Source organism: Reinekea thalattae (genome assembly GCF_008041945.1).
Taxonomy (GTDB): Bacteria; Pseudomonadota; Gammaproteobacteria; order Pseudomonadales; family Natronospirillaceae; genus Reinekea; species Reinekea thalattae.
Map to the genome: position 1 here is coordinate 473,863 of NZ_VKAD01000001.1, position 25,668 is coordinate 499,530.

General features: G+C 44.5%; 27 protein-coding genes. 22 read left to right on the forward strand and 5 right to left on the reverse strand.

The window, feature by feature from the left end; translation table 11 throughout:
- Positions 1 to 12 precede the first annotated feature (12 nt).
- The 17 genes from fliF to flhB all read left to right on the forward strand — a co-directional run bounded on the left by fliF (position 13) and on the right by flhB (position 16,897).
- On the forward strand, positions 13 to 1,791 hold the full coding sequence (gene fliF / locus FME95_RS02195) for a flagellar basal-body MS-ring/collar protein FliF (protein ID WP_246109309.1): 1,779 nt from the start codon (positions 13 to 15) through the stop codon (positions 1,789 to 1,791).
- Positions 1,784 to 2,845: a flagellar motor switch protein FliG gene (gene fliG / locus FME95_RS02200; RefSeq protein WP_147712746.1), complete on the forward strand. Its 1,062-nt coding sequence runs from the start codon at positions 1,784 to 1,786 to the stop codon at positions 2,843 to 2,845. The genes fliF and fliG overlap by 8 nt, the downstream gene beginning before the upstream one ends.
- Before the next feature lie 27 nt (positions 2,846 to 2,872).
- A complete protein-coding gene (locus tag FME95_RS02205) occupies positions 2,873 to 4,216 on the forward strand; it encodes a FliH/SctL family protein (RefSeq protein ID WP_147712748.1) in 1,344 nt (447 codons plus the stop codon).
- On the forward strand, positions 4,200 to 5,657 hold the full coding sequence (gene fliI / locus FME95_RS02210) for a flagellar protein export ATPase FliI (RefSeq protein WP_147712750.1): 1,458 nt from the start codon (positions 4,200 to 4,202) through the stop codon (positions 5,655 to 5,657). Before FME95_RS02205 ends, fliI begins: the two co-directional genes overlap by 17 nt.
- Positions 5,658 to 6,095, forward strand: coding sequence for a flagellar export protein FliJ (fliJ, locus tag FME95_RS02215; protein WP_147712752.1), 438 nt, complete (start codon positions 5,658 to 5,660; stop codon positions 6,093 to 6,095).
- Between the two features lie 276 nt (positions 6,096 to 6,371).
- Entirely contained in the window at positions 6,372 to 6,671 is a 300-nt protein-coding gene (locus FME95_RS02220) for an STAS domain-containing protein (protein ID WP_147712754.1), read from the forward strand.
- Positions 6,672 to 6,695: 24 nt separating this feature from the next.
- Positions 6,696 to 8,390, forward strand: coding sequence for an ATP-binding SpoIIE family protein phosphatase (locus FME95_RS02225; RefSeq protein WP_246109310.1), 1,695 nt, complete (start codon positions 6,696 to 6,698; stop codon positions 8,388 to 8,390).
- A gap of 153 nt (positions 8,391 to 8,543) precedes the next feature.
- A complete protein-coding gene (locus tag FME95_RS02230; RefSeq protein ID WP_147712755.1) occupies positions 8,544 to 8,882 on the forward strand; it encodes an Hpt domain-containing protein in 339 nt (112 codons plus the stop codon).
- Between the two features lie 281 nt (positions 8,883 to 9,163).
- Entirely contained in the window at positions 9,164 to 11,227 is a 2,064-nt protein-coding gene (locus FME95_RS02235; RefSeq protein WP_147712757.1) for a flagellar hook-length control protein FliK, read from the forward strand.
- Between the two features lie 156 nt (positions 11,228 to 11,383).
- Positions 11,384 to 11,929: a flagellar basal body-associated FliL family protein gene (locus FME95_RS02240; protein ID WP_147712759.1), complete on the forward strand. Its 546-nt coding sequence runs from the start codon at positions 11,384 to 11,386 to the stop codon at positions 11,927 to 11,929.
- Positions 11,930 to 11,938: 9 nt separating this feature from the next.
- Positions 11,939 to 12,982, forward strand: a complete 1,044-nt coding sequence (gene fliM / locus FME95_RS02245) for a flagellar motor switch protein FliM (protein ID WP_147712761.1) — start codon at positions 11,939 to 11,941, stop codon at positions 12,980 to 12,982.
- Between the two features lie 3 nt (positions 12,983 to 12,985).
- Positions 12,986 to 13,453, forward strand: a complete 468-nt coding sequence (gene fliN, locus FME95_RS02250) for a flagellar motor switch protein FliN (RefSeq protein ID WP_147712763.1) — start codon at positions 12,986 to 12,988, stop codon at positions 13,451 to 13,453.
- A 32-nt stretch (positions 13,454 to 13,485) separates the two neighbouring features.
- Positions 13,486 to 13,932: a flagellar biosynthetic protein FliO gene (gene fliO, locus FME95_RS02255; protein WP_147712765.1), complete on the forward strand. Its 447-nt coding sequence runs from the start codon at positions 13,486 to 13,488 to the stop codon at positions 13,930 to 13,932.
- A 31-nt stretch (positions 13,933 to 13,963) separates the two neighbouring features.
- The gene (fliP, locus tag FME95_RS02260; RefSeq protein ID WP_147714331.1) at positions 13,964 to 14,692 is read left to right on the forward strand and encodes a flagellar type III secretion system pore protein FliP; all 729 of its coding nucleotides are present in this window, start codon (positions 13,964 to 13,966) and stop codon (positions 14,690 to 14,692) included.
- An 11-nt stretch (positions 14,693 to 14,703) separates the two neighbouring features.
- Complete coding sequence (locus FME95_RS02265; protein WP_147712767.1) at positions 14,704 to 14,973, forward strand: flagellar biosynthetic protein FliQ; 270 nt, start codon at positions 14,704 to 14,706, stop codon at positions 14,971 to 14,973.
- Positions 14,974 to 14,977: 4 nt separating this feature from the next.
- The gene (gene fliR / locus FME95_RS02270; RefSeq protein WP_147712769.1) at positions 14,978 to 15,754 is read left to right on the forward strand and encodes a flagellar biosynthetic protein FliR; all 777 of its coding nucleotides are present in this window, start codon (positions 14,978 to 14,980) and stop codon (positions 15,752 to 15,754) included.
- 9 nt (positions 15,755 to 15,763) lie between these two features.
- Entirely contained in the window at positions 15,764 to 16,897 is a 1,134-nt protein-coding gene (gene flhB, locus FME95_RS02275) for a flagellar biosynthesis protein FlhB (protein WP_147712770.1), read from the forward strand.
- Positions 16,898 to 16,932: 35 nt separating this feature from the next.
- Here the strand turns inward: flhB and FME95_RS02280 are convergent, their stop codons facing one another.
- From FME95_RS02280 to FME95_RS02290, 3 genes are read right to left on the reverse strand one after another with little or no spacing between them, the layout of a single operon-like run.
- Entirely contained in the window at positions 16,933 to 17,637 is a 705-nt protein-coding gene (locus FME95_RS02280) for a heparan-alpha-glucosaminide N-acetyltransferase (RefSeq protein WP_147712772.1), read from the reverse strand.
- Between the two features lie 50 nt (positions 17,638 to 17,687).
- On the reverse strand, positions 17,688 to 18,302 hold the full coding sequence (locus FME95_RS02285) for a hypothetical protein (RefSeq protein WP_147712774.1): 615 nt from the start codon (positions 18,300 to 18,302) through the stop codon (positions 17,688 to 17,690).
- Positions 18,277 to 18,609, reverse strand: coding sequence for a hypothetical protein (locus tag FME95_RS02290; RefSeq protein ID WP_147712776.1), 333 nt, complete (start codon positions 18,607 to 18,609; stop codon positions 18,277 to 18,279). Before FME95_RS02290 ends, FME95_RS02285 begins: the two co-directional genes overlap by 26 nt.
- A gap of 73 nt (positions 18,610 to 18,682) precedes the next feature.
- Between FME95_RS02290 and FME95_RS02295 the strand changes: the two genes are divergently transcribed.
- Positions 18,683 to 19,714, forward strand: coding sequence for an NADP(H)-dependent aldo-keto reductase (locus FME95_RS02295; RefSeq protein ID WP_147712778.1), 1,032 nt, complete (start codon positions 18,683 to 18,685; stop codon positions 19,712 to 19,714).
- Positions 19,715 to 19,844: 130 nt separating this feature from the next.
- On the opposite strand, the gene FME95_RS02300 is transcribed toward FME95_RS02295, so the two are convergent.
- Positions 19,845 to 20,618: a hydroxyacylglutathione hydrolase family protein gene (locus tag FME95_RS02300; RefSeq protein ID WP_147712780.1), complete on the reverse strand. Its 774-nt coding sequence runs from the start codon at positions 20,616 to 20,618 to the stop codon at positions 19,845 to 19,847.
- Positions 20,619 to 20,666: 48 nt separating this feature from the next.
- Between FME95_RS02300 and yaaA the strand changes: the two genes are divergently transcribed.
- Complete coding sequence (gene yaaA, locus FME95_RS02305; protein ID WP_147712782.1) at positions 20,667 to 21,452, forward strand: peroxide stress protein YaaA; 786 nt, start codon at positions 20,667 to 20,669, stop codon at positions 21,450 to 21,452.
- A 62-nt stretch (positions 21,453 to 21,514) separates the two neighbouring features.
- Positions 21,515 to 22,093, forward strand: a complete 579-nt coding sequence (locus FME95_RS02310) for a YajG family lipoprotein (RefSeq protein WP_147712784.1) — start codon at positions 21,515 to 21,517, stop codon at positions 22,091 to 22,093.
- Between the two features lie 57 nt (positions 22,094 to 22,150).
- Here the strand turns inward: FME95_RS02310 and FME95_RS02315 are convergent, their stop codons facing one another.
- On the reverse strand, positions 22,151 to 23,077 hold the full coding sequence (locus FME95_RS02315) for a LysR family transcriptional regulator (protein ID WP_147712786.1): 927 nt from the start codon (positions 23,075 to 23,077) through the stop codon (positions 22,151 to 22,153).
- Positions 23,078 to 23,397: 320 nt separating this feature from the next.
- Between FME95_RS02315 and FME95_RS02320 the strand changes: the two genes are divergently transcribed.
- Positions 23,398 to 24,513, forward strand: coding sequence for a DUF5610 domain-containing protein (locus tag FME95_RS02320; RefSeq protein ID WP_147712788.1), 1,116 nt, complete (start codon positions 23,398 to 23,400; stop codon positions 24,511 to 24,513).
- A gap of 274 nt (positions 24,514 to 24,787) precedes the next feature.
- Positions 24,788 to 25,648, forward strand: coding sequence for a chemotaxis protein (locus FME95_RS02325; protein ID WP_425468223.1), 861 nt, complete (start codon positions 24,788 to 24,790; stop codon positions 25,646 to 25,648).
- The last annotated feature ends 20 nt before the right edge of the window (positions 25,649 to 25,668 follow it).

Sequence of the window (25,668 nt, forward strand, 5' to 3'; positions counted from 1 at the left end):
GCAGATAAGACTATGACTCAGAACGTACCCGCTGCATCGACCACAGATATGAACGCCATGGAATCGGAGTCCGAATCCACTCAGTTGCCACAAAGCAGTGATGCACAAATACCGGTGGCGACAGAAAAAACCGACCTGATGGAAGCTGAAGATCCAAAGATCACTAAGATGCATCCAATCTTAGTTGGCTTTAATAAATTGACCATGATGCGTCAGTTTGGTTTGTTGGTGGCCTTGTCGGCGACTATTGCGTTGGCGTTAGGTGTCGTCTTGTGGATGCAGAAAGAGCGTTATCGGCCACTGATGAATAGTACCAATAGCTTTGATGCAGCCGAGCTGATCGAAGTATTGCAAGGTCAAAAAATCGACTTTGATATCGACCCTTCTAGTGGCGTTATCTTAGTCAAGCAAAGTGATTTACATGCTGCCCGTTTAGCCGTTGCAGGTGCTGGTTTATCTGATGATCAAACCGTTGGTTATGAGTTGTTGGATGAAGATCAGCCATTAGGTCAGTCGCAATTTATGGAGAATGCTCGCTATTTGCGTTCTTTAGAAGGTGAGCTAGCGCGTACCATTTCGTCGATTAATCAGGTGCGTTTAGCGCGTGTACATTTGGCTATTCCTGCTCGTTCGGTATTTGTTCGTAATCAACGCGAACCAACCGCTTCTGTTTTTGTAGAATTGTATGCCGGTGCGGAACTCGACAACAGTTCCGTTAAAGCGGTTCGAAATTTGGTATCAACATCGATTCCAGAACTGAAAGATGAAAATGTATCTATCGTCGATCAGCGTGGGCGCTTATTAAGCGACAGCGAAGAAAATTTAGAAGATGAAATGACCAATCGTCAGTTCGACTATCAGCGTCGAATTGAAGAAAATCTGGTCAGTCGAATTAACTCCATATTGTCGCCGATCTTAGGGACTGAAAAATTTCAGGCGGAAGTTTCGGCCGATATCGACTTCACTAAAGTTGAACAAGCTGAAGAGCTTTATAACCCAGATCTCATTGCATTACGTAGTGAACAAACGATAGAAGAAGAACGCGTTAATGAGCCAGAAGGCGGAATCCCAGGTGCGCTTTCTAATCAACCACCAACTGATGCAGAAGCACCGGAAGTTGTTGAAGGCGGTGAGGGCGGCGCTACTATTCCTCGTTCTAGTCGAGATGAAGCAACACGTAACTATGAAGTAGATCGAACACTCAGTTACACCCAATTCCAACAGGGTCGAGTGCGTCGTTTAACCGTTGCTGTTGTTATCGATGATATTAAAGTATTAGATCCAGAAACCGGCGAGCTTGTTGAGCAGGAGTGGGATCCAGAATCCATCTTGCGATTACGAACCCTAGTACAAGATGCGGTTGGCTATGACGCCAGTCGAGGTGATAGTATTAATGTTATTAACTCGACGTTCCTAGGTGTCGGCGACGATCTAGAACCAGAGCCGTTCTATACTCAACCATGGTTCTGGGAAGTGTTAAAATACTTTGGCACTGGGTTGTTTTTACTCATATTATTGTTTGGTGTGATTCGCCCAGCCTTCAGAAACTTGACTGCCAGTGGTGAAGAAGACCTTCAGGACAGCCTAGAAGATGCCGCATTAGCGAATTTGGATGTCGATGAAGACCTAATTTCCGACGATAGGGTGACGCTCAGCACTGCTGATGACTTCACCTTACCGGGCCCATCAGAAAGCTTTGAGCGACAGCTGGAAGCCTTGCGAGGGCTCATTGCAGATGACCCAGGTCGTGTCGCCTTGGTCTTAAAACGATGGATTATGGCTGATGACTGAGAATACTAACTTACCCGCTGCAACGCAGGCCGAGCTTGGTGAACTAGAGCGAGCCCTTGATGGCGTGCCAATGCGCACCCGTGCTGCCATGTTATTAATGACTGTTGGTGAAACAGATGCAGCAGAAGTGCTTAAACACCTAGGTCCAAAAGAAGTACAGCGTGTTGGTACAGCGATGTCGACCATGCCTGAGTTGCGACAAGAGCAGATCGAAGGTGCGGTACGTTTGTTCTTAGAGGAAGTTGGCGGTCAGTCTGGTTTAGGCGTTGGGGCAAACGACTATATCCGCAATATGTTGACTCAAGCATTAGGTGACGAAAAAGCAGCCGGCCTGATCGATCGAATTATTTTAGGGGGTAATACCACCGGTCTGGATACCTTAAAATGGATGGATGCCCGAGCAGTTGCTGATGTTATCCGTAACGAACACCCTCAGATCCAAACCATTGTATTAGCCTATCTCGACGCCGACCAAGCCAGTGATGTCTTGGCGTTATTCCCTGAAAAAGTTCGCTTAGACATTATTATGCGGGTTGCGTCCTTAGAAAGTGTGCAACCAGCAGCCTTACAAGAATTGAACAATATTCTAGAGAAACAATTCTCTTCCAGTGCAGGTACTCAGGCTCAGACGTTGGGTGGTGTTAAAACTGCGGCTGAAATCATGAACTACCTAGATTCCAGCGTTGAAACAGAACTTATGGACGGCATTAAAGAAGTCGATGAAGACTTGGCGACTGAAATTTCTGACCTCATGTTTGTGTTTGATAACCTGATTGATTTGGATGATCGTGGTATTCAGGCGCTGTTACGTGAAGTCTCTACCGAGTCGCTGAAGATCGCCCTTCGTGGTGCTGAGAATGATCTGGCGAATAAAATCCTGGATAACATGTCTCGTCGAGCTGCAGAAATTCTGCGTGATGACATGGAATCAATGGGACCAATTAAAGTCTCTGAAGTGGAAGTGGCACAAAAAGAAATTCTTGGCATTGCTCGCAGAATGTCTGATGCTGGTGAAATCGCATTGGGTGGCGCTGGCGGTGAGGACATGCTGTAATCACCAGCCTAATGAAAGGAGCCAATTGTGTCGTCAACCTCGAACTTAACGTCTCGTAAATCACTCGGAAAAAACGCATCGACAAAAGCAGAAAGCGTTGCGTTGCCTCGATGGGACCGACACGGCAATCTAATTTCCAGCCCTAAACGTCCAGAAGCTGAAGTTACAGTAGAAAATGTTGAAGAGCAGGTAAAGCTTCCTACCGTTGCGGAATTGGAAAAAATTACCGAACAGGCTTATAACGAAGGTTTTGAGCAGGGCTATGAACAGGGCATGGCTCAGGGGCAAAAAAAAGGCCTCGAACAAGGCTATGCCGAAGGTTTTACTAAGGGTGAAACGGAAGGACAAACCCAAGGCTTTGATAAGGGTTATGAGGAAGCCTTGCAGAAAGGCGAACTGGAAAGCCAAAAGAAAGTCGATCTATTCCATTCTGTTGCTGATGCGATGAGCCAGCAGCTTATTCAAGAAGAAACTGAATTAAAAGAAGCGGTGCTGGCGCTGAGTCTGCGTATTGCTAAGCAAGTGCTGCTTGAAGAATTAGCGGTTAATCAAGAACACATTAAACGGATCGTTCATGCAGCTGTGCAGGCGTTGCCGAACCCTGATGAGAAGCTCGTTATCTACACTAATAGTGCAGATGCAGAATTAGTGCGTTCCATCGCCGAGGAAAACTGGCGTGTTGCCGAAAACGATAATGTCGCCAGCGGCGGCTGCCAGGTAAAAAGTGATACTAGCTATGTCGACTACAGCATTGATCGGCGCTTTGATACCGCGGTGGCTCAGCTGATGACGTTACCGAGTCAGCCTTTATCGGAGCAGCATAAAGCCCCGATATCTGAACAGCCATTGGCCGATGTTCTAGAAAATACCGCTGCTGCCCAAGCGGAGCTTACGGATCCACAACAGCCTTTAGTCGATACAACGGAAGAGTCTACCGCAGACAGTCTGAGCTCAGATTCGTCACTAAATCCCGAGCAGGAATCTACACTGGAGCAACCGTCGACAGCATCGCTCAATGCTCAGGCGGAGCAAGAAATAACCGATGATGTCACTGAGCAGCAATCAGCCAAGAATGAACTAGCTGGCGATGAATCAGCTGAGCACGAACTAGCTGAAGATGGCTCAACAGAAGATTATTCAGCCAGTAACGAGCAGGCGGACGAAGAGTTTGTTGCTTCAGAAATAACTGTAGATACCCGTGACTCTCAACTGAACGACTCACTGGAATCATCAATTAATCAAGAAGCTGAGTCGACAACTCAAGAACCTATTTCTGAATCATCACAAGAGCCGATAGATCAAGAGCCATCAGTCCAAGAGCCGTCAACCCAAGAACCAATAGATCAAGTTAAGCATGACCAGCCCGATTAGCGATTACCTTAAAGACTGTGAACAGTGGGTGACTCCTCCAGAGCCTGTTGCGCAAGGGCGATTGACTCGAATGGTTGGTTTAACGCTCGAAGCCGTAGGCCTGAATACCTCTATTGGTCAGCGTTGTCAGGTAATCGATGGCGACCAAATAGTTGAAGCTGAAGTCGTCGGCTTTCATGACAAACAAACCTTTCTTATGCCGGTTCAGGCCGTACATTCGCTACGCGCAGGCGCCAAGGTTGTACCGCTAGCCTCATCGAATCAATTGGTTATCGGTGACGAGTTGCTTGGCCGAGTACTTAATGGCTTTGGTGAACCGATCGATGGCAAAGGGCCGCTGAATTGCCGTGTTCAACAGAGCTTAAGTGGTTCTTATATTAATCCCTTGCACCGAGAGCCCATTCGCAAGCCATTGGATGTTGGTATTCGTTGCATTAATTCTATGCTGACTGTTGGTCGCGGCCAACGGTTAGGCTTATTTGCCGGTTCCGGTGTTGGTAAATCGGTATTGTTGGGCATGATGACGCGCTTTACCGATGCCGATATTACCGTTGTCGGTTTGATTGGTGAGCGGGGCCGAGAAGTTAAAGAGTTTATTGAAGAGATTTTAGGTGAAGAGGGGCTCGCCAGAAGCGTTGTCGTGGCTTCTCCGGCGGACGACGCACCCTTATTAAGATTACGTGCCGCAGAATATACAACGGCCATTGCAGAGTATTTTCGTGCTCAGGGTAAGTCGGTATTGATGCTGATGGATTCGTTAACTCGTTATGCCATGGCACAACGTGAAATCGCTTTAGCGATTGGTGAGCCACCGGCAACCAAGGGTTATCCACCATCGGTGTTTGCTCGTATTCCCCAACTAGTGGAGCGAGCGGGTAACGCTGAACAGGGCGGTGGCTCTATCACCGCTTTTTATACCGTGTTGACTGAGGGTGATGATCAACAGGATCCTGTGGCGGATTCATCACGGGCAATCTTAGATGGTCACTTTGTACTGAATCGAAAGCTGGCTGAAGAAGGGCATTATCCTGCCATCGATATTGAGCAGAGTATCAGTCGAGTTATGCCTCAGGTGGTATCAGAGGAACACTTTAAAGCCGCGCAACTAACGAAGCAGTTATGGGCGACGTACTCACAAAATAAGGACCTTATTTCAATTGGTGCTTATTCAAAAGGCAGTAATAAAGAGATTGATAGAGCGGTAGAGTTACAGCCTCATATTCGTGATTTTTTACGACAGGGGCTGAAAGAAGAAACGCCTTTAGAAGAGTGTGTTAAAGGTTTACAGGCTTTGGTGGGTGGTACTGAAAATGCAGTGGCTCAGAAACCTAAAGCTGGCGAGCCGCAAAAAATCAGTGCAGGCCAAGCTACGACGGGCCGGGCTGCTCGTAATCAAAAAGGCATTAAAGGTAAGCGACCCATTAAAGGAGCGAAAAAATAAATGAGCCGCTCAAAACGCTTACAGCTCGTTGCTAAGCTCGCGCAACAACGAGAAGACCAAGCCGTTCAGGCCTTAGCAGAAGTGCGTAGCCAGCTGGCATTAGAGCAACAGCGCTTAGATGAGTTATTACAATATCGCAAAGAGTATCAAACCTATTTAGATCAGCAGGCGAATGGTGGTATTGCTATTGAACAGTGGCGGCGTACACAGGGCTTTATCGATCAGCTCGCGATGCTGGCACAACGTCAAGAAAGCACTATCGCATCCTGGCAACAGCGTGAGCAGCAGGTACTTGAAAAGTGGCGCGAGCTTTATCAGAAGAAAAAAAACATTGGCCAGTTCATCGATAAAGTCAGTGCCGAAGAATTAATTGCAGAAGATAAAAAAGAACAAAAATTTATAGATGAACTCGTGACCCAGCGCTTTCACCGCTCTTGAGACTAGCTTTAGCCTAGTTATTCCGAGCAATATCAAATAATTAAGCCCTTAAATTTCATATTAGACTAATGTTGTATAACGGCGCTAAGACCTGCATGATGTCTGGTCTTAGCAATCAGTTGTGGTTGGCTTTTGTTGGTCGTATAAGTGAATTCCTAAAAATATCACTGAATTGGCTACTAACTTGTCAAATTGGTGCTATTTTTTCAGGGAATAAGTGGCAACTTGTTATGCCCAATCTATACTCAGTAAAAAGTTAATATTTAAGGAATGCATATGACGGTTACCGCTTCTACACAGGGTGAAAAAATTACAATTCAGGTTTCGGGTCGTTTCGATTTCAGCTCACATCAAGAGTTTCGCCAAATTTACGAGAATGTATCAGCTGACGTGTCGCTATACACTGTCGATATGAAAGACGCTACCTATCTTGATAGCTCTGCTTTGGGGATGCTGTTGCTGATGCGTGATTACGCTGGCGGTGATAATGCACGTATAGACATCATAAATTGTAACGATGATGTGAAGAAGATATTGATCATCTCTAACTTTGGTCAGCTGTTCAATATCGTATAAATCGACGTAACGGACTTTACCGCCGTGAATAATCGTTCATCGCTTCGTATTTTGATCGCTGATGATAACGAAACCGATCGAATTATTCTCAATCGGATCGTTACCAGTGAAGGGCATGAAGTCGTTATGGCTAGTCATGGTGGTGAAGCATTACAGCAGTACCATGACGCCCATCCAGACCTGATTTTGCTTGATGTGCTTATGCCCGTAATGGATGGGCTTGAAGTCGCTCGAAAAATTAGGCAATTTTCTGATCCAGAAAATTATGTTCCTATTATCTTCCTGACATCGCTGATTGATCCTAATGCATTAGCCGAATGCCTAGACTGTGGCGGCGATGACTTTCTCTCCAAACCTTATGACCGCACTATTTTAAAAGCGAAAATCAAAGCCTTTGGCCGCATGCGTTCGATGCAAGCAAAGCTTGGCGATCATAATCGTCAGTTGCTCATTGAACAGCAGGTCGCCAAAACTATCTTTGATCGAGTCGCTCATTCTGGCTGTCTTGAGTTAAGCAATATCAATTACAGTATTTCGCCATTATCGGTTTTTAATGGTGATACGGTTTTAGCAGAAAGAAAGCCCGATGGCGGAATGCATCTGTTTTTAGGTGACTTTACAGGTCATGGTTTGCCTGCAGCCATTGGTGCTATGCCATTGGCTGAAATTTTCTATGGTATGACAGCCAAAGGCTTTTCCATGGAAGAAGTGTTACGAGAAATGAACAATAAGCTAAGTCAGGTGCTTCCAACCGGCATATTCTGTTGTGGCTGCTTTATTGGTATCGATTTTTACGAGCGAATTGCAACTCTATGGATTGGTGGTTTGCCGGACATCATTTGTTATCGTAGTAAAACTCAAGAGGCAGAGGTTTACGGTTCAGAAAATTTACCGCTTGGGATTTTAAGTGCCGAAAAATTTAATCCGAAATTTACCGGGTTATCGTTAGACTTTGGTGACGAGCTGTTTGTTTGGTCCGACGGTATTATTGAATCACGTAATGAGTTGGGTGAGTTTTTTGGCGAGCAACGGCTGCTGGATTGTTTTAATGACACGCCTCAAGAGTCTATATTCCATTCGATTTTAAATAGGGTTGAACAGTTTGTTGGGCAGGCCAATGCCGATGACGACTTAACCTTATTGAGCGTTAAAATGGTTGATATTGGCGAACTGGGTTTGCCAAATTATAAGAACCAGCGAGGTTCATTGGGAGGGCCGCTTGACTGGTCGCTTAGTTATACTTTGAGGCCTCTATCACTCAAAGCGTTTAACCCATTACCGTTAGTGCTTTCGATTATTACGGAAGTTGAAGGGCTGCGTAATTTAAGTGGTCAGCTATATACACTCATTGCTGAACTTTATACCAATGCCTTGGATCATGGTGTGCTGGAATTGGATTCTGCTATTAAGGCGGCACCGAATGGCTTTGCTCAGTATTACCTAAAGCGTGAGCAACAGCTTGAAGCGGTCGATCAGGGCTATGTTTCATTCCATATTCATCATAAGCCGTTAAACGTTGGTGGCCGATTAACGCTGACTATTGAAGACAGCGGCAAAGGGTTCGATATCGATCAGGTGCAGCAGCGCATGGAATCGAACATTAGTTATAGTGGTCGAGGCATTCCGTTGATCAAAGAGATTTGTGATGAGGTGGCCTATAGCTCAACCGGTAATGCGGTATCGGTCGTGTTGACTTGGCCATTAGCCAGTACTGATTAAATTAGCGGCCCTGTGAAAAATAAAACTCTGCAGTTATTTGAAGTAACGAATCCAACTTGAAATCGCACTATTAATCTAAAGTCGTGGGCCGAATACTAGAGATCACATTAGTAAAAAAGACCATCAATATTAAGTAGAAAACTAAGGTAAGTTATGGCAATTATGTTGTTAGATCCACAGGTGATTGACGAACTAAAGGATTTACTCGAAGGCGAGTTCAAATTATTAGTCGACACCTATATTGAAGACACTCAGAAAAACGTTGCTCTGTTACGTCAAGCGGTCGATGAATTAAATCCTGCAAAGATATATGCCATTGCTCATAGTATTAAGGGTGCCAGTTTAAATTTAGGTGCCTTGTGGTTGAGCGAGCATTGCTTGCAGGTCGAAAAAGCCGCACGCGCCGACGATGCCTCCGTTGGTCAAAAATTGATAGATGATATTGAAAATAAATCCTCGGAAACCTGCGATCTTTTATCAACTTATCTGTAGCTAATCAGCCACGCATAGATAGCTAGTTAAAATACAGAATGACTGAAAGGATTCGCTAGCTAAAATATTTGCTGGCTACACTGTCAAAAGCTCTAATCTGAGCTGCTCGTCCTATTAGGTAATCCGAATGTGCACTCGCACTTATGCGCTCTTTTTAGAGCGTCAGGCCTTGAGCGTTAGCTATGGTTTTAATCAGCAGTATTACTTTTTTTAATAAAAAAGCGAAACTGGCCTTAGCTTTGCTATTCCAACCTATAACGGAATTTCTAAGGTAGTTACCAATGTTTCAATCGATGAGTTTGTTCTCTCTTTCTGCGGATGCGCAGCAAGGTGACTCAGCTGCGTCCATTGCAAGTGAGCCCAGTCAGTTGGCGACGAGCACGGCAGTGGATAGGTCAGAAAATGGCTTTCAGCAGCTGGTTTCAAATTATAATGAACAAGAAGGCTCGGCGATGGCTATGAAAAAGTTGGCCGCCGAAGTACAGAGTAACGTCCAAAAAAGCGGCGAAAGCTATCCCCATATTGCACAGAGTAGCGGTTCACCGACGGCTCTAAATGAAGATGAGCTGCTGCAGAATATGGACAAAGAGAGTTTGATGTCATTTTTAATGGCAACCTCTGGCGTGCAAAAGCCTACGATGATTGACCCCGATGCCAGTCAGTTGCTCGTCGATGGTGACGCGCTCGAGATAATCGATATTGAAGCCGCCTCACAGTTGATTGATAGTGAGCTAGCGGATGAGGGGTTAACAGAAGAAGAGTTGGCCGAATTTGATTTATCTCTCTATGGCGAAGACAGAGAGGATCTGGATGACATAGCAGAGGATCTTGACGCTCGAGTAGCTCAGCTTGAAGCGTCGCTATTTATGGCAGCGCCAGGTGATAACAGCGCCGCTACACCTCTAAACCCTGTTTCTTCGCCTTTAGCTGAACATGCTATTACTGGTGGTTTAAATCCAGAAGCAGTAAAGCTGGCTGATTTTTCTCCGAGTATGCTAGCTGATTCAGCAGGTTCTGAGCACGTGCAATTGGAGGGATTAGGTCTGCAAAAACAAATTTTCTCAATTGATGAACGACCTACGGCTGTAGCCTCAGAGCAGCGGTTAAGTGAAATGCAGTTAAGTGAAATGCAGTTAAGTGAAATGCAGTTAAGTGAATCGTCATTAGGTGAATCGTCATTAGGTGAAACGCCATTGGCTGAGCAGATGACAACCGAACAGCTCGAACAAAACTTAACAGGCAATGAAGAGGTTGATTTGTTGGCGGAGTCGCCGGTTACGGTAGTTGCTAACAGCTCTGACCATTTACAGCCTTCACCGATCAGTACCGACGGCATTGTGTTGCAAGAGCCAGTTAAACTGGCAGCAGATGCACCGCTTGATGAGCAAGGCGATAATGCAGCTATAGCCGTAACATCGGAAAATGCTGAAATGCTGAATGCGACCAATACCGAATCGTTAGACGATACGCTTGTTGAGCAACCGCTAGAGAGCGATGTAGTGCCTGCTGCAACGCTGAGCGCAGCGCAGACTCTTGCTGCGGATGAAAAACGATTATCGAATGATCGCTCAACATTGCAACAGGATGACGCAGTGTTGAGTTCGAGCAGTACCAAGGCTTCTCAAACAGCTGCTACTCAAACACTCAGTAGCGATGACGCGCCAAGCTCTTTAAATGCATCGGTTGTCGACGGTAAGGTTCAGATTGATCCGGCTCAGAACTCCGCGGCAGGCGGAACGGCATCTGCTAGCGCAGAGTCCAATGATAGCTCGGATGCGACGCTGGATATCGACTTGGCGATGGATGCAGACAATCAGCCTGATAACGCTAAAAACGTACGCACAAGTTCTGATTTCTTTCGTGCTGAACAAACCCAACTAAAAGCGCCTTCTACAGTCGAGGGGCAGCAGTTACAGCAACAGCTAAATGAAGCCCTAAATAAGCCTGTTCGTTTAGTTGATGCCGCGTTTGATATGTCTGATCGTATTAAAACTATGCTTAATTCAGATGTGCAAACCGCAACGATCCGGCTTGATCCGCCAGAACTAGGTTCCATGGAAGTTAAGGTTCATGTTCGTAATGAGCAAACTCAGGTTCAAATTGTCAGCTCGAATCCGCAGACTCGTGAAGCACTAGAGCAGCAAGCCGTTCGTTTACGTGAAGCGTTGGCCGATCAGGGGATTAACCTTTCTAATTTAGATGTTTCAGACCAACAACCACAGGGCGGTTCTAGTGACGGTCGAGGTTCAAACCAGGGTGGCCAGGCGGCTGATGGCGCTGACTTTGACGCAGAAGTTGAAGTGACTACGCAGCGTACAATAGGTTTAGTTGACCAGTATGTTTAATTTTATGCCATAATTCTGACGATTGGCCGTGCAGCGAACTAGCGTCGCCGCGGCTATTATTCTCAGGAGCCGCTAAACATAAGGCTCTAAGCTATACTGGTTAATAATGGTATAGTGTTTGCTAAATCTAAAATGAGTACAGGGTAGGGTTGGATTATGGCCGAAGAAGATGAATTAGAAACGCTGGAAGGTGAAGGTGAAGAAGGCGGTGGCGGCGGTGGTAAGCTAAAGCTAATTATTTTCATTGTACTGGGCGTGATCCTAGTTGCAGCGCTGTCTATGTTAGGCACTTGGTTTATGCTAAAGGATAAGCTGTCAGATCCGAGCGATATGGCTGTCGACGAAATTGAAATGGCCGACCCTGTGGTCACTGTTGACCAAGGTGAAGCGATGTATTTTGAAATGATACAGCCGTTTATTGTGAATTATGCCTTGGGTGGGCGCTCTCGATTTCTTCAGGTTGAACTGTCGCTGCTGACGCGAGATATTGAGGCATTAGATGCTGTTGAAACACACAGTCCGCTCATCCGTAACAACCTGCTCGATGTGTTTAGTGTGCAAAATTTAGATGAACTTGTCAGCGCAGAGGGCAAGCAAAAATTAGCTGATGAGCTAACCGAGGCTATTCAAAGTATTTTGGATGTTGAAATAGGCCGACCTGGTATAGAAACCGTTCTGTACCGGAGTTTTGTTATTCAATAGGGTGATCAATTGCAAGATCTATTATCGCAAGACGAAATTGATGCGTTACTGCATGGTATTGATGACGGCGCTGTCGAAGAAGATGACGGCGCTGGTGCCGAAGGTGTTAAGTCCTACGACTTAACCACTGAGGATCGCATTGTCCGTGGTCGAATGCCGACCTTGGAAATGATTAACGAGCGCTTTGCTCGTTACACTCGTATCAGTATGTTTAACTTTCTGCGCCGCAGTGCGGATGTGGCGACTGGCGGTATTCAGATCTTAAAATTTGGTGAATATGTTCACACCCTTTATGTTCCGACGAGCTTGAACCTAGTCAAGGTGCGACCATTACGCGGAACGGCGCTGTTTATTATGGACGCCAAGCTGGTTTTTAAATTGGTGGATAACTTCTTTGGTGGTGACGGCCGGCACGCAAAAATTGAAGGTCGAGAATTTACACCAACCGAAATTCGAGTCGTTCAGATGGTGCTTTCACAAGTATTCGTAGACATGAAAGAAGCTTGGGCTCCTGTTTTAGACATCGAGTTTGAATATGTCTCCAGCGAAGTTAACCCAGCAATGGCGAATATTGTTTCTCCAAGTGAAGTCTGTGTTGTCAGTACCTTCCATATTGAATTAGATGGCGGCGGCGGTGATCTGCACATGACGTTGCCGTATTCAATGATTGAGCCGGTTCGAGAAGTGCTAGATGCAGGTATGCAGTCGGATGTTGACGAAGTTGATGAGCGCTGGATCGACTCGTTACGAACCGATATTTTGGATGCAACAGTACCGACCAATGCCGTCGTTGCAAAACGAAGAATTAAATTACGAGACCTGGTGAATCTACAAGCCGGTGACATTATCCCGATTGAAATTCCAAATAAAATAACATTGACGGCCAACACCACGCCTATTTTTGAAACTAAGCTAGGCCAGTGTGGAGAGCATCTAGCCTTAAAAGTTGAGCACCCAACGATCAAGCCGAAACATGAAACCGGTGATATGAAATCCAGAATTATGGGATTGCGTGAAAAGCAAAAAATGCAGTCTAAAGATGAAAAGGAATAAGCCATGAGCGATGATGATTTAAATAACGAAGGCAATGGTCAAATCGACGCCGATGCATTGGCTAATGAAGTGGCCGAAGGTGCAGATAATCAAGATCTTGCTGATGAGTGGGCGGCCGCCATGGAAGAGTCTGGTGATTCCGAGCAGGAGGCCGAACCGGCGCCATTAGAGCAATTTGAAGCTACTAAAAACGGCGAGTTTGATGAGAATAATCCGAATCTGGATGTTATTCTCGACATTCCTGTAACCATCTCGATGGAAGTTGGTTCTACAGAAATTGCCATTCGTAATTTGCTGCAACTCAACCAAGGCAGTGTGATTGAATTAGATCGATTAGCCGGTGAACCACTGGATGTGTTGGTTAATGGTCAATTAATCGCCCACGGTGAGGTGGTTATGGTGAATGAAAAATTCGGTATTCGACTCACCGATGTAGTCAGCCAGCAAGAGCGTGTACAGCGTTTGCGTTAATATTAAAATTGAGCTTTGTTTATGATGGTATTATGGGTAGGGTAGCTTGGTCGTTAATCGCCGTTTTGTTGATGACGAGCGTTTCCGCGGCCCCGATGAAGCCAGATTACAATCAGGATTTCGTTAAAGTTTTTTTAATGCTGATTGTGGTTGTGGTGATTATTTTTTGCAGCGCTTGGGTTATTCGACGAATATCGGGTGGCTTAGGTGTTCACCAAAAACATATCCGAGTACTATCGGTTATGCCTTTAAGTACGCGTGAAAAAATCATGCTGATTGAAGCGGCATCGGAGTATTTACTGATTGGCGTGACGCCTAATGGTATTCAGACATTGCATCGATTTGAACAGCCAATCGATGAGTCTGATAGCCAGATGCCAAGTCCATTCGCTGATCGATTGAAAGGTATATTAAAAGGTTTAGATAGTGATCCATTGGCCAAGCACCGAAAATCATCAGACCCATCAAAAAAATCGTAGTTTAACGAGCACTTGGCGTCTATGTTCACGCATTTTCGCTGTTCTGTGTTTATTCTTTTTTGCTGATTCTGCATACGCCAACGGCATTCCTGCCATTGCTGTAACAACGACGCCTGATGGCGGTACGCAATACACCGTCACCATTCAAATTCTAGCCATTATGACGGCGCTGAGTTTTATCCCAGCGTTGTTAATTATGATGACTAGCTTTACACGTATTGTGGTCGTTTTTGCCATTCTTCGCCAAGCGATTGGTTTGCAATCAACACCCTCGAACCAAGTATTGATTGGCCTAGCGCTGTTCTTAACATTCTTTATTATGTCGCCGATCTTTAACCAAATAAACGCTGAGGCGATTCAGCCTTATATCGCAGAAGAAATGGCTCCGCTAGATGCAGTGAATACAGCCTTGGTGCCCTTAAAAAAATTCATGTTAGCTCAAACCCGTGAAAGTGATTTGATCCTGTTTCTAGAGCTTTCCGATCAGGTCGGTCAAATCGCTTCTCCAGAAGAAACACCGCTGACGGTATTGATGCCGGCTTTTGTGACCAGTGAACTTAAAACCGCCTTTCAGATTGGCTTTTTGTTATTTATTCCATTTTTAATTATTGACTTGGTGATTGCATCTATACTGATGGCGATGGGTATGATGATGTTGTCGCCAATGATTATTTCTTTGCCGTTTAAAATTATGTTGTTCGTTCTTGTTGACGGCTGGGCCATGGTGATGGGTTCAGTTGCCGCTAGCTTTAACATGTAGGGAGATGAGACATGAATGCATTTAGTATTGGAGATTTATTCTCTGAAGCGCTTTGGATCGTTGTCGTGATGGTTTGCATCATCATTATTCCAAGCCTCATCGTCGGTTTAGTGGTGGCTACCTTTCAAGCCGCAACGCAGATAAACGAACAAACTTTGAGCTTTTTACCTCGACTATTAATTACGCTACTCATGGTAATTATGGCTGGACCCTTCTTAGTTAAAACCATGGTGGAATACGCCAATAATATCTTCATCAATATCCCGATATTGATAGGTTAACAGCTTGTATTACGTTTCTAACGAAATTATCTCCAGTTGGGTTAGCCACTTTATGTGGCCGTTCTTTCGTATTAGTTCGTTTTTTCTTATTGTTCCTGTACTTGGCGCGCAGCTGATTCCCGCCCGTATTCGTATTACTTTGGCCTTTGTGATCACGGTACTTATTTACCCGGTACTGCCGGATATGCCGATTATAGAAGCGGTTAATCTACAAACCTTTATCATCATATTCGAACAGATCATCATCGGTTCAACACTCGGCTTTGTCGTTTTTTTGCTTTTGCAGATTTATATCTTGGCGGGTCAGACTATCTCTATGCAGATGGGTCTCGGCTTTGCTTCAATGGTTGACCCAACGAATGGGGTTTCTGTCGCCGTGATATCGCAGTGGTATCAAGTTCTGGTGACGCTAGTCTATTTGTCGATTAACGGTCATCTGCTCACTTTGCAGGTTGTTGTTGAATCGTTTTATAGCATACCGATCGGTGACGGACTTTTTGCGACCACCGCATGGTTTGATTTATCGACCTTTGGCAGTTGGTTGTTCCGAGCCAGTTTGATGCTAGCGTTGCCAGCCATTAGTGCGTTATTGCTGGTTAACGTTGCTTTCGGTGTCATGACACGAGCTGCTCCGCAGTTAAATGTTTTTGCGCTTGGTTTTCCGATTACCATGCTTGGTGGTTTAGTCATTGTTTGGGCTAGCTATTCAGCAGCATCAGAGTTGGTTGATCACTATCTAAATATTCATGTCGATTATATACGTCGACTTATTGGTAACTAAGGAGGAGAGGTGGCAGAAGATTCCTCCCAGGAGAAGACCGAAGAACCCACGACGAAACGCAAAGAAAAAGCGCGAGAAGAGGGGAATGTTGCTCGGTCTAAAGAACTTAACACCAGCGCGGTGTTAATCGTTGCTGCCTTTAGTTTTATCTTTTTTGGCCCAATGCTAACGCGATCATTTATGGCGATCATGGCGTTGTGTTTTTCATTTGATCCAAGAGCCAGTTGGGACGATAAAATAGCGGGGCAGTATCTAAATGCTTCGTTATTTGAAGCGTTATTAGCGATTAGCCCTATCTTGATTATGTTGATTATTGTGTCGTTGGTTGCACCGATCAGCTTAGGCGGTTGGAACTTTTCAACCAAGGCGCTTCAGCCAAAGGGGTCTCGAATCAATCCGTTATCAGGCATTAAACGGATGTTTTCATTAAATGCTTTGGTTGAACTAGCAAAAAGTTGGGCCAAGGTAATTATTGTTTGTGGTGTTGCCGTTTTAGTATTGATTGGATTGAAAAATGATTTTTTATCGATGGTTTTTCAGCCGACAGAAAACGCCATTGCTCATGCCGCGAAAATAATCGCATGGTCATTTTTATTAATTGCCAGCAGCACAGTCATCATTGCCATCGTCGATATTCCTTTTCAGGTTTACAGCCACGCTAAAAAACTGCGCATGACGATGCAGGAAATTAAGGATGAATATAAAAATACTGAAGGTAAGCCAGAAGTTAAGGCGAAAGTAAGACAGCTGCAACGTGAAATGGCAAACCGACGTATGATGAAAGATGTACCTGAAGCCGATGTTATTATTACCAACCCGACTCACTATGCGGTTGCTCTAAAATATAAACCGCACGAAATGCCAGCGCCTATTATGGTTGCAAAGGGTGCTGACCATGTGGCGTTTAAAATTATTGAGATTGGTGAAGAGTATAAAATTCCAGTATTACAAATACCGGCATTAGCGCGTTCTATCTATCACAACACAGAAATTGGCGCGGAGATTCCAGAAGGCCTTTATATCGCCGTGGCACAGGTCTTGGCATACATTTACCAGATCGACCAATGGAAGCGAGGGCAAGCTCAGGAGCCGCCTAGAAAGCCTGATTACCCGATTCCGGATGATTTACGCGCAGATGAATAACAGCCTTACTTCTATAACCTGTTTCTCATTAAAGGCTAGTGTAACCAAGCATTTAGCAGCCAAGCGATAGCGTAAAGCGGAAGCTGGTGAACTAAATAAACAATCAGACTATTACGGCCTAACCAATGAATGAGCGTATTGATACTGCCTAATGGCAGGCGCTTTCGTCGCAATGCTCTTTTATGACCGATAAAAATTCCGATATAAACCATTCCTAACCAAGGGATTAAACGAGTCAGGTCGATAGTGCCATGAGGTAAGTGCAAAGGTTCATGCAAGGCTTGGTATAAAAAACTAAGATTGAACCAGGGAGTGAGTAGGAACAGTAAAAAAATACTTAAGCCGAATAAGCCTGCTAGTGATGGCTTGTTGACTAATGGCAAGCTTAATAGCGATGCAATAAAAATAAAATGCAGCACGCCAAACCAAACCCAAGACGTTGGGTACATGAAATAACTTGAAACACTGATGATCAACGCAGCAACCAACAGCTTACCTTGTCGGTATATAAATTTATGCCATTGAATTTTAGCTGAGTGAGCTAGCGCTAAACTGGCACCGACGGGAATAAAAAATAGCGTCAATATCAAATAGCGGAACCAGCTGAAGAAGCCTCCTTTTAGAGAAAATTCGATAAAATTAAATAGGCTCAGATCGTAACAAAAATGAAAAATTGCCATCAGTAGCACGGCTATGCCGCGCATCTGATCAATAATATATAAGCGATTATTTTGCTGCATAGCCTTACCTTAAAATCTAAAACAATAAAGCAGTGGAGGTTTAATAGACGTTACGGAGTGACAGGGCGGTAATGAATCTGATGGTGAGGTTGGTTTTTATACCAGGCCAACTGATGCTGTAATGAAGAAGATTCAGACCGCCAGGCTGTTTTTAGAATCACATTGTCGGCGGCTAAGTCTTCGCCAGTCACTTGGCTTGATGCCATGGCAGGTTTTTTATACAGCGTTTCGTCGCTATAGGGTTGCCCATACTGTGCCGATATAAATGAGCGAACCGTATAATATTGTTCCAGTGCGCGATTAAAGTCGCCTTTATTCATCGGTTGAAATAGAAACCGGCCTTCGGTCAGTACGCCGTCTTCGAACTGATAAATCAGCCGACTATGATCAATTCCCTTAATAGCAACACTGAAAATTAGATAGCCGTCGGCACCAAAGGGCGTCAAGTTTGGTCGAGTTTCTAGAGCTTTAACCTCTTCTATACTCATACCCCAATCAGCAACGCCGAAATCATTGGCGAGCGATAACGAGCTAAGGCCCATCGACAGCAAAAAAATACTGACAAAATGGCCTGAATGGTTCGCTAATCGCTTGGCGACCTTAGCTGTCGCTGTCAGCGGGAGCAATAATGAGAACGGTTTAATTAAAGAGTTGCAGTAATTCATCGCCGGATAACTGATCAAAGTCTTTTGTGGGTTTATCTTCTTTACGCTGCTTTGTATCGACCGCTAGGCGTGTATCTTCAGCTTTTTTAAGCCGCTCACGAACTTTTTGCTGGCCCGCACTGGTATCTGCAAGATTGTTTTCTGCAAGATAACGCTGATACGCCGACTTTTGCTTCTTTTTATGCTTGGCAAGTCGGTTGTGGCTAGGGATTTTGCCCATTTCCCCTTGCTTGATGAAATCCTTCTTCGAGCCGGTTTTAATGCCGACTCGATCCTTCATCCTTCTGGATTTTCTTGATCGAGACATATTTCGCCTATATTTCTAGTGTTTAAAGGCCTTATTATAGCCTGATTCGTTTGATATTTGCGTGGAGATCATCATGGAATACCGACTGTTAGGTCGTACCGATATAAAAGTATCTAAAATTTGCCTTGGCACTATGACCTTTGGTGAACAAAATACCGAATCAGAGGCGCATGAACAAATGGATTATGCCATTGCGCATGGCGTTAATTTCTTTGATGCAGCAGAAATGTATCCAGTACCCCCTAAGCCTGAGACTCAGGGCTTAACAGAGCAATATATTGGTTCTTGGTTCGCTAAAACCGGTAACCGAGATAAAGTAATTATGGCGACGAAGGTTGCTTCTAATGGCATGGATCATATTCGTCCAAACGCCGATTTGCGCGCCGCAGAGATCATAGAAGCCGCAGAAAAAAGCTTAAAGCGTTTACAGACAGATTACATCGATCTGTACCAACTTCATTGGCCAAGCCGTCCAACCAATTTTTTTGGTCAGCTAGGCTTTAGCTACCCAGCTAAAGATACTGGTGTGCCTATTGAAGAGACATTAGAGGCCTGTACTCGCTTAGTACAGTCGGGCAAGGTTCGCCATATTGGCGTTTCTAATGAGACCCCTTGGGGAGTCTCTGAATACTTAAGGTTGTCACGTGAAAGCGACTTGACTCGAATAGCGTCAATTCAGAACCCCTATAATCTACTTAACAGAACGTTTGAAATAGGCTTGGGTGAATTTGCTAAAGAAGAGCAGGTTGGCCTGTTAGCCTATTCGCCGCTTGGTATGGGGATTTTGACAGGTAAGTATCGTCACGGTGCTCGCCCTGCAAACGCACGTTTGACAATTTTTACTCGCTTTCAGCGTTACATGACTGAACTTGCTGACCAGATGACAGAGCAATACCTTCAGTTAGCTGAAAAGCATCAGTTAAACCCGGCTCAGATGGCGTTAGCCTTTGTTAATGATCGCCCGTTTGTGACCAGCAATATTATTGGCGCAACCTCGGTAGAGCAGTTAAAAACCAATATAGACAGTGCTTATCTCACACTTAACGAAGAGGTTCTTAAAGATATCGAGGCGCTACATGCGGCTCAGCCAAACCCTTGCCCGTAAAATGGTGCACATCGCTCTACAGTAAGCGTTGAGATAACGCCAGTCAGTGTCTGGAATTAGCGCTGGCTGGTACCTTACAGCAAAAGATTGGGCGCAGTTTTATTTACTTATGGCAGAGTTGCTCGGCAACCTACCACTGATCTCGAAGCGCGCGAAGTGCTTTGAATTGCTCGATACGGCTGTCTTTGCCAGTCAGTTCACGGACTTCATTGGAGTCGAGTCTTAAGAATAGGTTGTAGCTTTTTTCATCCTGCCAGCGTTGTATCGGTCGCGAGTCGTGACTTTCGGCTTCTGCTGCCTGCAGTGCTTGTTCAGCCGCTTTTAATGTCGGGCAATGCTTTAAGGTGAATTTAAGATTGCTCACCATGTAGTCATGACCAACATAAATCTGGCATTGCTCAGTGAGTAACTGGTGCAGGCGTTCAATACTGTGATAAAGCTGCTCTACATCGCCGGATTTGGTATTGCCTACACCGGCATTAAATAGCGTATCGCCTGCCAGAATAAAGTTATCAGTTGGCTGCTGCAGATCTTGATAAAGATACACGCCGTGTCCTGCGATATGCCCAGGAGTGAGAAACAGTTTGACGCTGTGGTGCTGGCTAAGATCCACCTCATCGCCATCTTCTAGCCAAATATCGGCATCCATTGCGTTTTTACAGGTGTGTGGTGCGTAAACTTGTGCGCTAGTCAATTCCTTCAAACGGTTGACATCTTTAATATGATCCCAATGTTCATGGGTAACCCATATTTGTGTAATGTTGAGTTTGTTATCATCAGCAATACTGATTAAATGGTCCGCATCGAACGGGTCGACTGCCGCGGCGACACCCGTCGTCGGGCAATAAGCAAGGTAGTTGTAGTTATCGGCTGAATTAGGTAAATAGGTTCGAATGATCTTCATAGCTCAACCATAATAAGTGTTTAAACCAGTGTAGAGGTTCTTAAAATAATGTTGAAGCCATTGGCGGTAATTTCACCCGCTAAAAAATTAGATTTTGACACTGAAGCTCCCGTGCAGGACAGCAGTGAGTTTCGTTTTGGTCAGCAAGCGCAAGCGTTAATCAGTGAGCTACGTCAATTGAGTGTTGGCGATATCAAAGCATTAATGAAGTTAAGTGATGCTTTAGCGGAACTTAACCATGAACGATATCAGCAATGGCAAGCTAAGATGAGCCCGCAAAACAGTAAGCAGGCGATGTTTGCATTTAAAGGCGATGTTTATACGGGTATGAGTGCAGAAACTCTAACCGCTGAACAAATCAGTGCGGCGCAGCATCAGTTTCGTATTCTTTCAGGACTGTATGGCCTATTAAAGCCGCTTGATCTAATTCAACCTTATCGATTAGAGATGGGCACGGGATTAAAAACGCAGCAGGGTGATAACCTCTATAAATTTTGGGGTGATCAGTTAACTAATCAGTTGAATGACGATATCAAAGCAGAAGGTGCCAATGTGTTGGTTAACCTAGCTTCGATTGAATATTTTAAAGCCATTCAACCGAAAGCATTAGACGTTCCGGTAATTACCCCAGTGTTTAAAGATGGGAAAAATGGCGAGTATAAAGTTCGCTCTTTTCTAGCAAAAAAAGCAAGAGGCATGATGGTTCGTTATTTGTTGGACGAACAGCCAAGCAGTGAACAGGCGTTAAAAAGTTTTAACTACGGCGGTTATGCTTTTTCGGCAGCTGAATCAGACGATACAACCTGGGTATTTAAGCGCTCGGAGCAGGCTTAATGCTCAAACTTCTGTTGAAGCGGTTTTTTAAAACAATTTTAATAACTATTTAGGGGATAAAAATGAAACAAGCGTTAAGATCTCTAGCGCTATTAAGCAGTAGCTTTATGGTTCTGCTTTCTGGTTGCTCTCAGCTGTCACCACAGTTAATCAGTTTGAATACCGATGTCGAAAGTGCCATTAATGCGCCGGTAACATTGTCGGTAAGTGTGACCGATAATCGTGCTGATAATATTATTGGTTATCGTGGTGGTGTCTATTCAGACACTTCAACTATTCAGCCAAAAGAGCCTTTGCAAGATCAGGTGGCTGATATTGTTTCTGAATTATTAGTAGAAGGTGGTGCGACCCTAACTAACGCCTTTCCACTCTATGATATAGAAATTTCTATTGACGAGTTTAGCTATAAAACTGAGCCTCAAAAGGCAAATATTATGCGCTCTACCGCGGTAGCAGAAATGAGTATCTTTATTAACAATGGTGCCAAGAGCTTTAAAAATGGTTTTAGAACCAGCGAATATATAGAAACTTTCGGCTACCCGAATGAACAGAAGAACGAGCAGCTATTGAATGGCGTATTCAGTTCGGTTATTGAGAGAATGCTTAGCGACCCAGCGTTAGAAAAATTCTTAGCTGAATAAGCTGTAGAGTCGAACTAGCTAAAGAAAAAATGCCGACCATAAGGTCGGCATTTTTCGTTATCGTTTGGCTGATTTGACTGGCAGATCATCCAAATTATTGTTTTCGAAATAACTGGCCATAAAATCGACAAAGGCGCGACTTTTGGCTGACAAGTAACGATTCTCTGGATAAACCACGTGAATGGTGCGAGTTGGGAAGTTAATTTCTGGTAATAGCTGCACCAGCTTGCCACTGTCTAGATGTTGTCTGATTAAATAAAGTGGCAGTGCGGCAACGCCCATACCATTCAATGTTGCTTCACATAATGTATCTAGGTCGTTAACAGTAAAGCGACGTTCTTTATTTGCCAGCCCAGCTTCCTTGATAAAACGCTTAATCCAACGAGGTTCGGCAAAATCGATACCGGATACCATCAATAGGTGATGGTCAATTAAGTCATTCAAGTGCTGAGGTGTGGAGTGGCTATCTAAATAATCTTTAGAGGCAACTAAAACAACTTTTTGCCGTGCGACAGGCCGTGCGACCAGTCGACTGTCTTGCAGTGAGCCTAGGTGGATCGATAAATCGATGCCGTCACGCACCAAATCCAATCCTTTATCTGCCAGCGTTAGATCGAAGTTTACGTTAGGGTACTGTTTTAGAAATTCAGCAAAGATTCTCATTAGCATGGCTCGACCAAAGGTCGGCGTCGCAGATATTCGTAATGTGCCCTGAGGTGAAGTTTCGAGATCTTTCACCATGTGTTCGGCTTCTTCTAAATCTTCTAATAACCGGCTGCAGCGATTGTAAAATAGCTGGCCTGCTTCGGTAGGGCTAACAGAGCGAGTTGTACGGTTAAGCAGGCGAACCCCTAAGCGATCTTCTAATAGACTGATTTGTTTGCTGACCGCAGAGGGCGTAAGGCCCATTTGATGTGCAGCATTAGTAAAGTTGTTCGCTTTGACGACGGTAGTAAAAATAATAAGTGAGTCCAGACGCGCCATAAGTTGGGATCCTGTTTGCTACTGTTAAAGCGCTATAATAGTCACTTAAAGGGCTTTTATCTAGGTTATTGTTGAGTAAAATTTGATAATAAGGCGAATTTGTTGGTGATTATCAATTTTTAGGCTCTTATTGTTTCCTGCTGCTAGAGCGGAACCTAAATAAAGGGCACTAAATAAAGGACATAGATAGTGATAATGGCGAGGTGTTCTAAGCTTCTGTTAAATTCTTGCTTTAGTTATCCATTATTCGGCCGATAAAAAGTTAGGCTATTTTAAATTTATGCATACCCTTAGCGCGTATTCAACAGGAGTCTTCTGCCGTGAACAACTACAACCTTGGGTCTGGTTATTATCCAGATAACTATGCTTCTCAGTATCAATATGGCTCGGCTAATTCAAAACTGCAGTCGCCTGAAGCAGCACAAAAGACGGAAGCAAGTTCAACTGAGCAAACAGATTCCACGTCACGCGCTGACAATTTTAATGTCGATGCCTTGGTTGACCAGCTTTGGTCTTTTGCCTCTTCACGGGTTGCTAAGGCAGAAGCTGATGGCGCCAGTGAAGAAGACATTGCTCAAATGTGGCAGGATGCTGCCAGCGGTATTGAGAAGGGCTTCTCCGAAGCTAAAGAAGTCCTAGAAGGCATGGAGTTGCTCGACGAACCTCTTAAGATGAAGATTGACTCAGCCTATGGCCAGTTGGTTGATAAAATTGATGAATCACTGCAAGCGCTGTCAGGTGATGTGTTGATTGAACCGAAAGAAAAGGCATCGACAACCTATGTCTCAGCCTCCTATGTTGAAACATCCTCTCTTTATACCAATCGTTCATCAAGCTCCCAAGGTATAAATGCTTATAGCCAGTATCAGTACCAGAGCCAAACATTTGAGCTCGACTTAGTGACAAAAGAAGGCGATAAAATTCAGATTCGCTCAGCTGTAACCGAAGAAAACTACGCAGCTTATGGTTCCGATAATTCAGCGTCGTCTGTTCAGTGGGGTGCCAGCGGTTCTAGTGATTACAGCCTTTATATCGAAGGTGACCTGAGTGACGAAGAACGCGCAGACTTAGAAGCACTGCTTGAGCAGGTTAATGAACTGGCGAACGAATTTTATAACGGCGATTTAAATACGGCCTTCAGTATGGCGCAGCAAATCGGCATTGACGGTACTTCGTTAAAGTCGATGGATCTATCTATGACTGAAGTCGAAGCCAGCCGAGTGGGCAGTTACGTCAGTAATGTTCCAGAGTCCGATTCTACTAGCCTTCCTAAGGGACTAGAGCCATTAAAAGATTACGCCGATCGTTTGTTAGCTGAGCAACTGGAGTGGCAAAGTAAGTTTGAATCCGATCGAGGGCTACTCACCGCCTTATTGAATCACCCGATGAATCAGGGTGACTTAGGTGATTTTGTTTCTCAAATGTTAGGCGAGTAATTCGCTTAGTGTATCTGTTGAGCCTCTACGCTTTGCTAAAGCGGCTCAATGGTGGTTTTTGGGTGTGTTTCGTTAGCCTATAGGCTAGGTGTTAAGTGTTATGTGCGTAAGGCTGTCGCAGTCATTCGTATCTCTTGGAATTTTGTCTACACTTAGGTTATTCGAGCATTACCTATATTAAGTTATGTAATTAGTGAGTTTTTAGATGTCAGATATTTTAAAAAATGTAGATAGCCGAACCAACCTTGTAGGGCAGAACCGACTGGAGCTCTTAATGTTTCAGTTGGCGGGTCGGCAAAAATTTGCGATCAATGTGTTTAAGGTTCAAGAAGTACTGACATTGCCTCAGTTGACTCTAATGCCGCATCGTAATAAGGCCGTTATAGGTGTGGTTTATTTGCGAGGCCGCTCATTACCGGTGATTGATCTAAGTTTGGCCATTGGTATGCGGCCAATTCAGCATGATGAAAATTCAACCATCATAGTGACGGAATATAATTCGACCGTACAGGCTTTCTTGGTCGGCGCTGTAGATCGTATTGTTAATTTGAACTGGGAACAAATTAAGCCACCACCGAGTGGTACGGGTCATCATCATTACCTAACAGCGATCACGCAGTTAGAAGAAAAAATCATTGAAATTATTGATGTTGAAAAGGTGTTGTCAGAAATTTCGCCATTGAGCACTGAGTTACCCGATCATATTTTGGAAGATGATTTTGTAAATAAAGCCCATGGCAAAGAAATTGTTATGGTCGATGATTCATCGACTGCGCATGCTCAAGCCAAGGCTATTTTTACAAAATTAGGTTTAACTGTGCATCAGGCAATGGATGGCGAAGCAGGGTTGCAGCTGTTACGTCAACTGGCTAGCGAGCAAGAAGGCCCGATTACCGATCGAATTTTACTATTGGTGACCGATGCTGAAATGCCAAGAATGGACGGTTATCGACTGACAACTGAGATACGCGCAGATGATAAACTAAAAGATTTATATATTGTGCTCCATACTTCTCTCAGTGGCGCGTTCAATGAAGCGATGGTCGAGAAGGTGGGTTGTAACCAGTTTTTATCGAAGTTTAAACCTGAAGAGCTGGCTCAGCTAATCAAAGATCGAATCGAACAGTCAGCTTAAAAGCAGTCTGTACATAAAAA

Coding starts and splice junctions, on each gene's coding strand:
- FME95_RS02235 (WP_147712757.1), top strand. CDS start 9,164: ATGTTTCAATCGATGAGTTTGTTCTCTCTTTCTGCGGATGCGCAGCAA.
- FME95_RS02240 (WP_147712759.1), top strand. CDS start 11,384: ATGGCCGAAGAAGATGAATTAGAAACGCTGGAAGGTGAAGGTGAAGAA.
- FME95_RS02265 (WP_147712767.1), top strand. CDS start 14,704: ATGAATGCATTTAGTATTGGAGATTTATTCTCTGAAGCGCTTTGGATC.
- fliG (WP_147712746.1), top strand. CDS start 1,784: ATGACTGAGAATACTAACTTACCCGCTGCAACGCAGGCCGAGCTTGGT.
- yaaA (WP_147712782.1), top strand. CDS start 20,667: ATGTTGAAGCCATTGGCGGTAATTTCACCCGCTAAAAAATTAGATTTT.
- FME95_RS02230 (WP_147712755.1), top strand. CDS start 8,544: ATGGCAATTATGTTGTTAGATCCACAGGTGATTGACGAACTAAAGGAT.
- fliO (WP_147712765.1), top strand. CDS start 13,486: ATGGGTAGGGTAGCTTGGTCGTTAATCGCCGTTTTGTTGATGACGAGC.
- FME95_RS02220 (WP_147712754.1), top strand. CDS start 6,372: ATGACGGTTACCGCTTCTACACAGGGTGAAAAAATTACAATTCAGGTT.
- FME95_RS02300 (WP_147712780.1), bottom strand. CDS start 20,618: ATGAAGATCATTCGAACCTATTTACCTAATTCAGCCGATAACTACAAC.
- fliN (WP_147712763.1), top strand. CDS start 12,986: ATGAGCGATGATGATTTAAATAACGAAGGCAATGGTCAAATCGACGCC.
- fliI (WP_147712750.1), top strand. CDS start 4,200: ATGACCAGCCCGATTAGCGATTACCTTAAAGACTGTGAACAGTGGGTG.
- FME95_RS02285 (WP_147712774.1), bottom strand. CDS start 18,302: ATGAATTACTGCAACTCTTTAATTAAACCGTTCTCATTATTGCTCCCG.
- fliF (WP_246109309.1), top strand. CDS start 13: ATGACTCAGAACGTACCCGCTGCATCGACCACAGATATGAACGCCATG.
- FME95_RS02295 (WP_147712778.1), top strand. CDS start 18,683: ATGGAATACCGACTGTTAGGTCGTACCGATATAAAAGTATCTAAAATT.
- FME95_RS02325 (WP_425468223.1), top strand. CDS start 24,788: ATGTTTCAGTTGGCGGGTCGGCAAAAATTTGCGATCAATGTGTTTAAG.
- FME95_RS02315 (WP_147712786.1), bottom strand. CDS start 23,077: ATGGCGCGTCTGGACTCACTTATTATTTTTACTACCGTCGTCAAAGCG.
- FME95_RS02290 (WP_147712776.1), bottom strand. CDS start 18,609: ATGTCTCGATCAAGAAAATCCAGAAGGATGAAGGATCGAGTCGGCATT.
- fliJ (WP_147712752.1), top strand. CDS start 5,658: ATGAGCCGCTCAAAACGCTTACAGCTCGTTGCTAAGCTCGCGCAACAA.
- FME95_RS02280 (WP_147712772.1), bottom strand. CDS start 17,637: ATGCAGCAAAATAATCGCTTATATATTATTGATCAGATGCGCGGCATA.
- FME95_RS02310 (WP_147712784.1), top strand. CDS start 21,515: ATGAAACAAGCGTTAAGATCTCTAGCGCTATTAAGCAGTAGCTTTATG.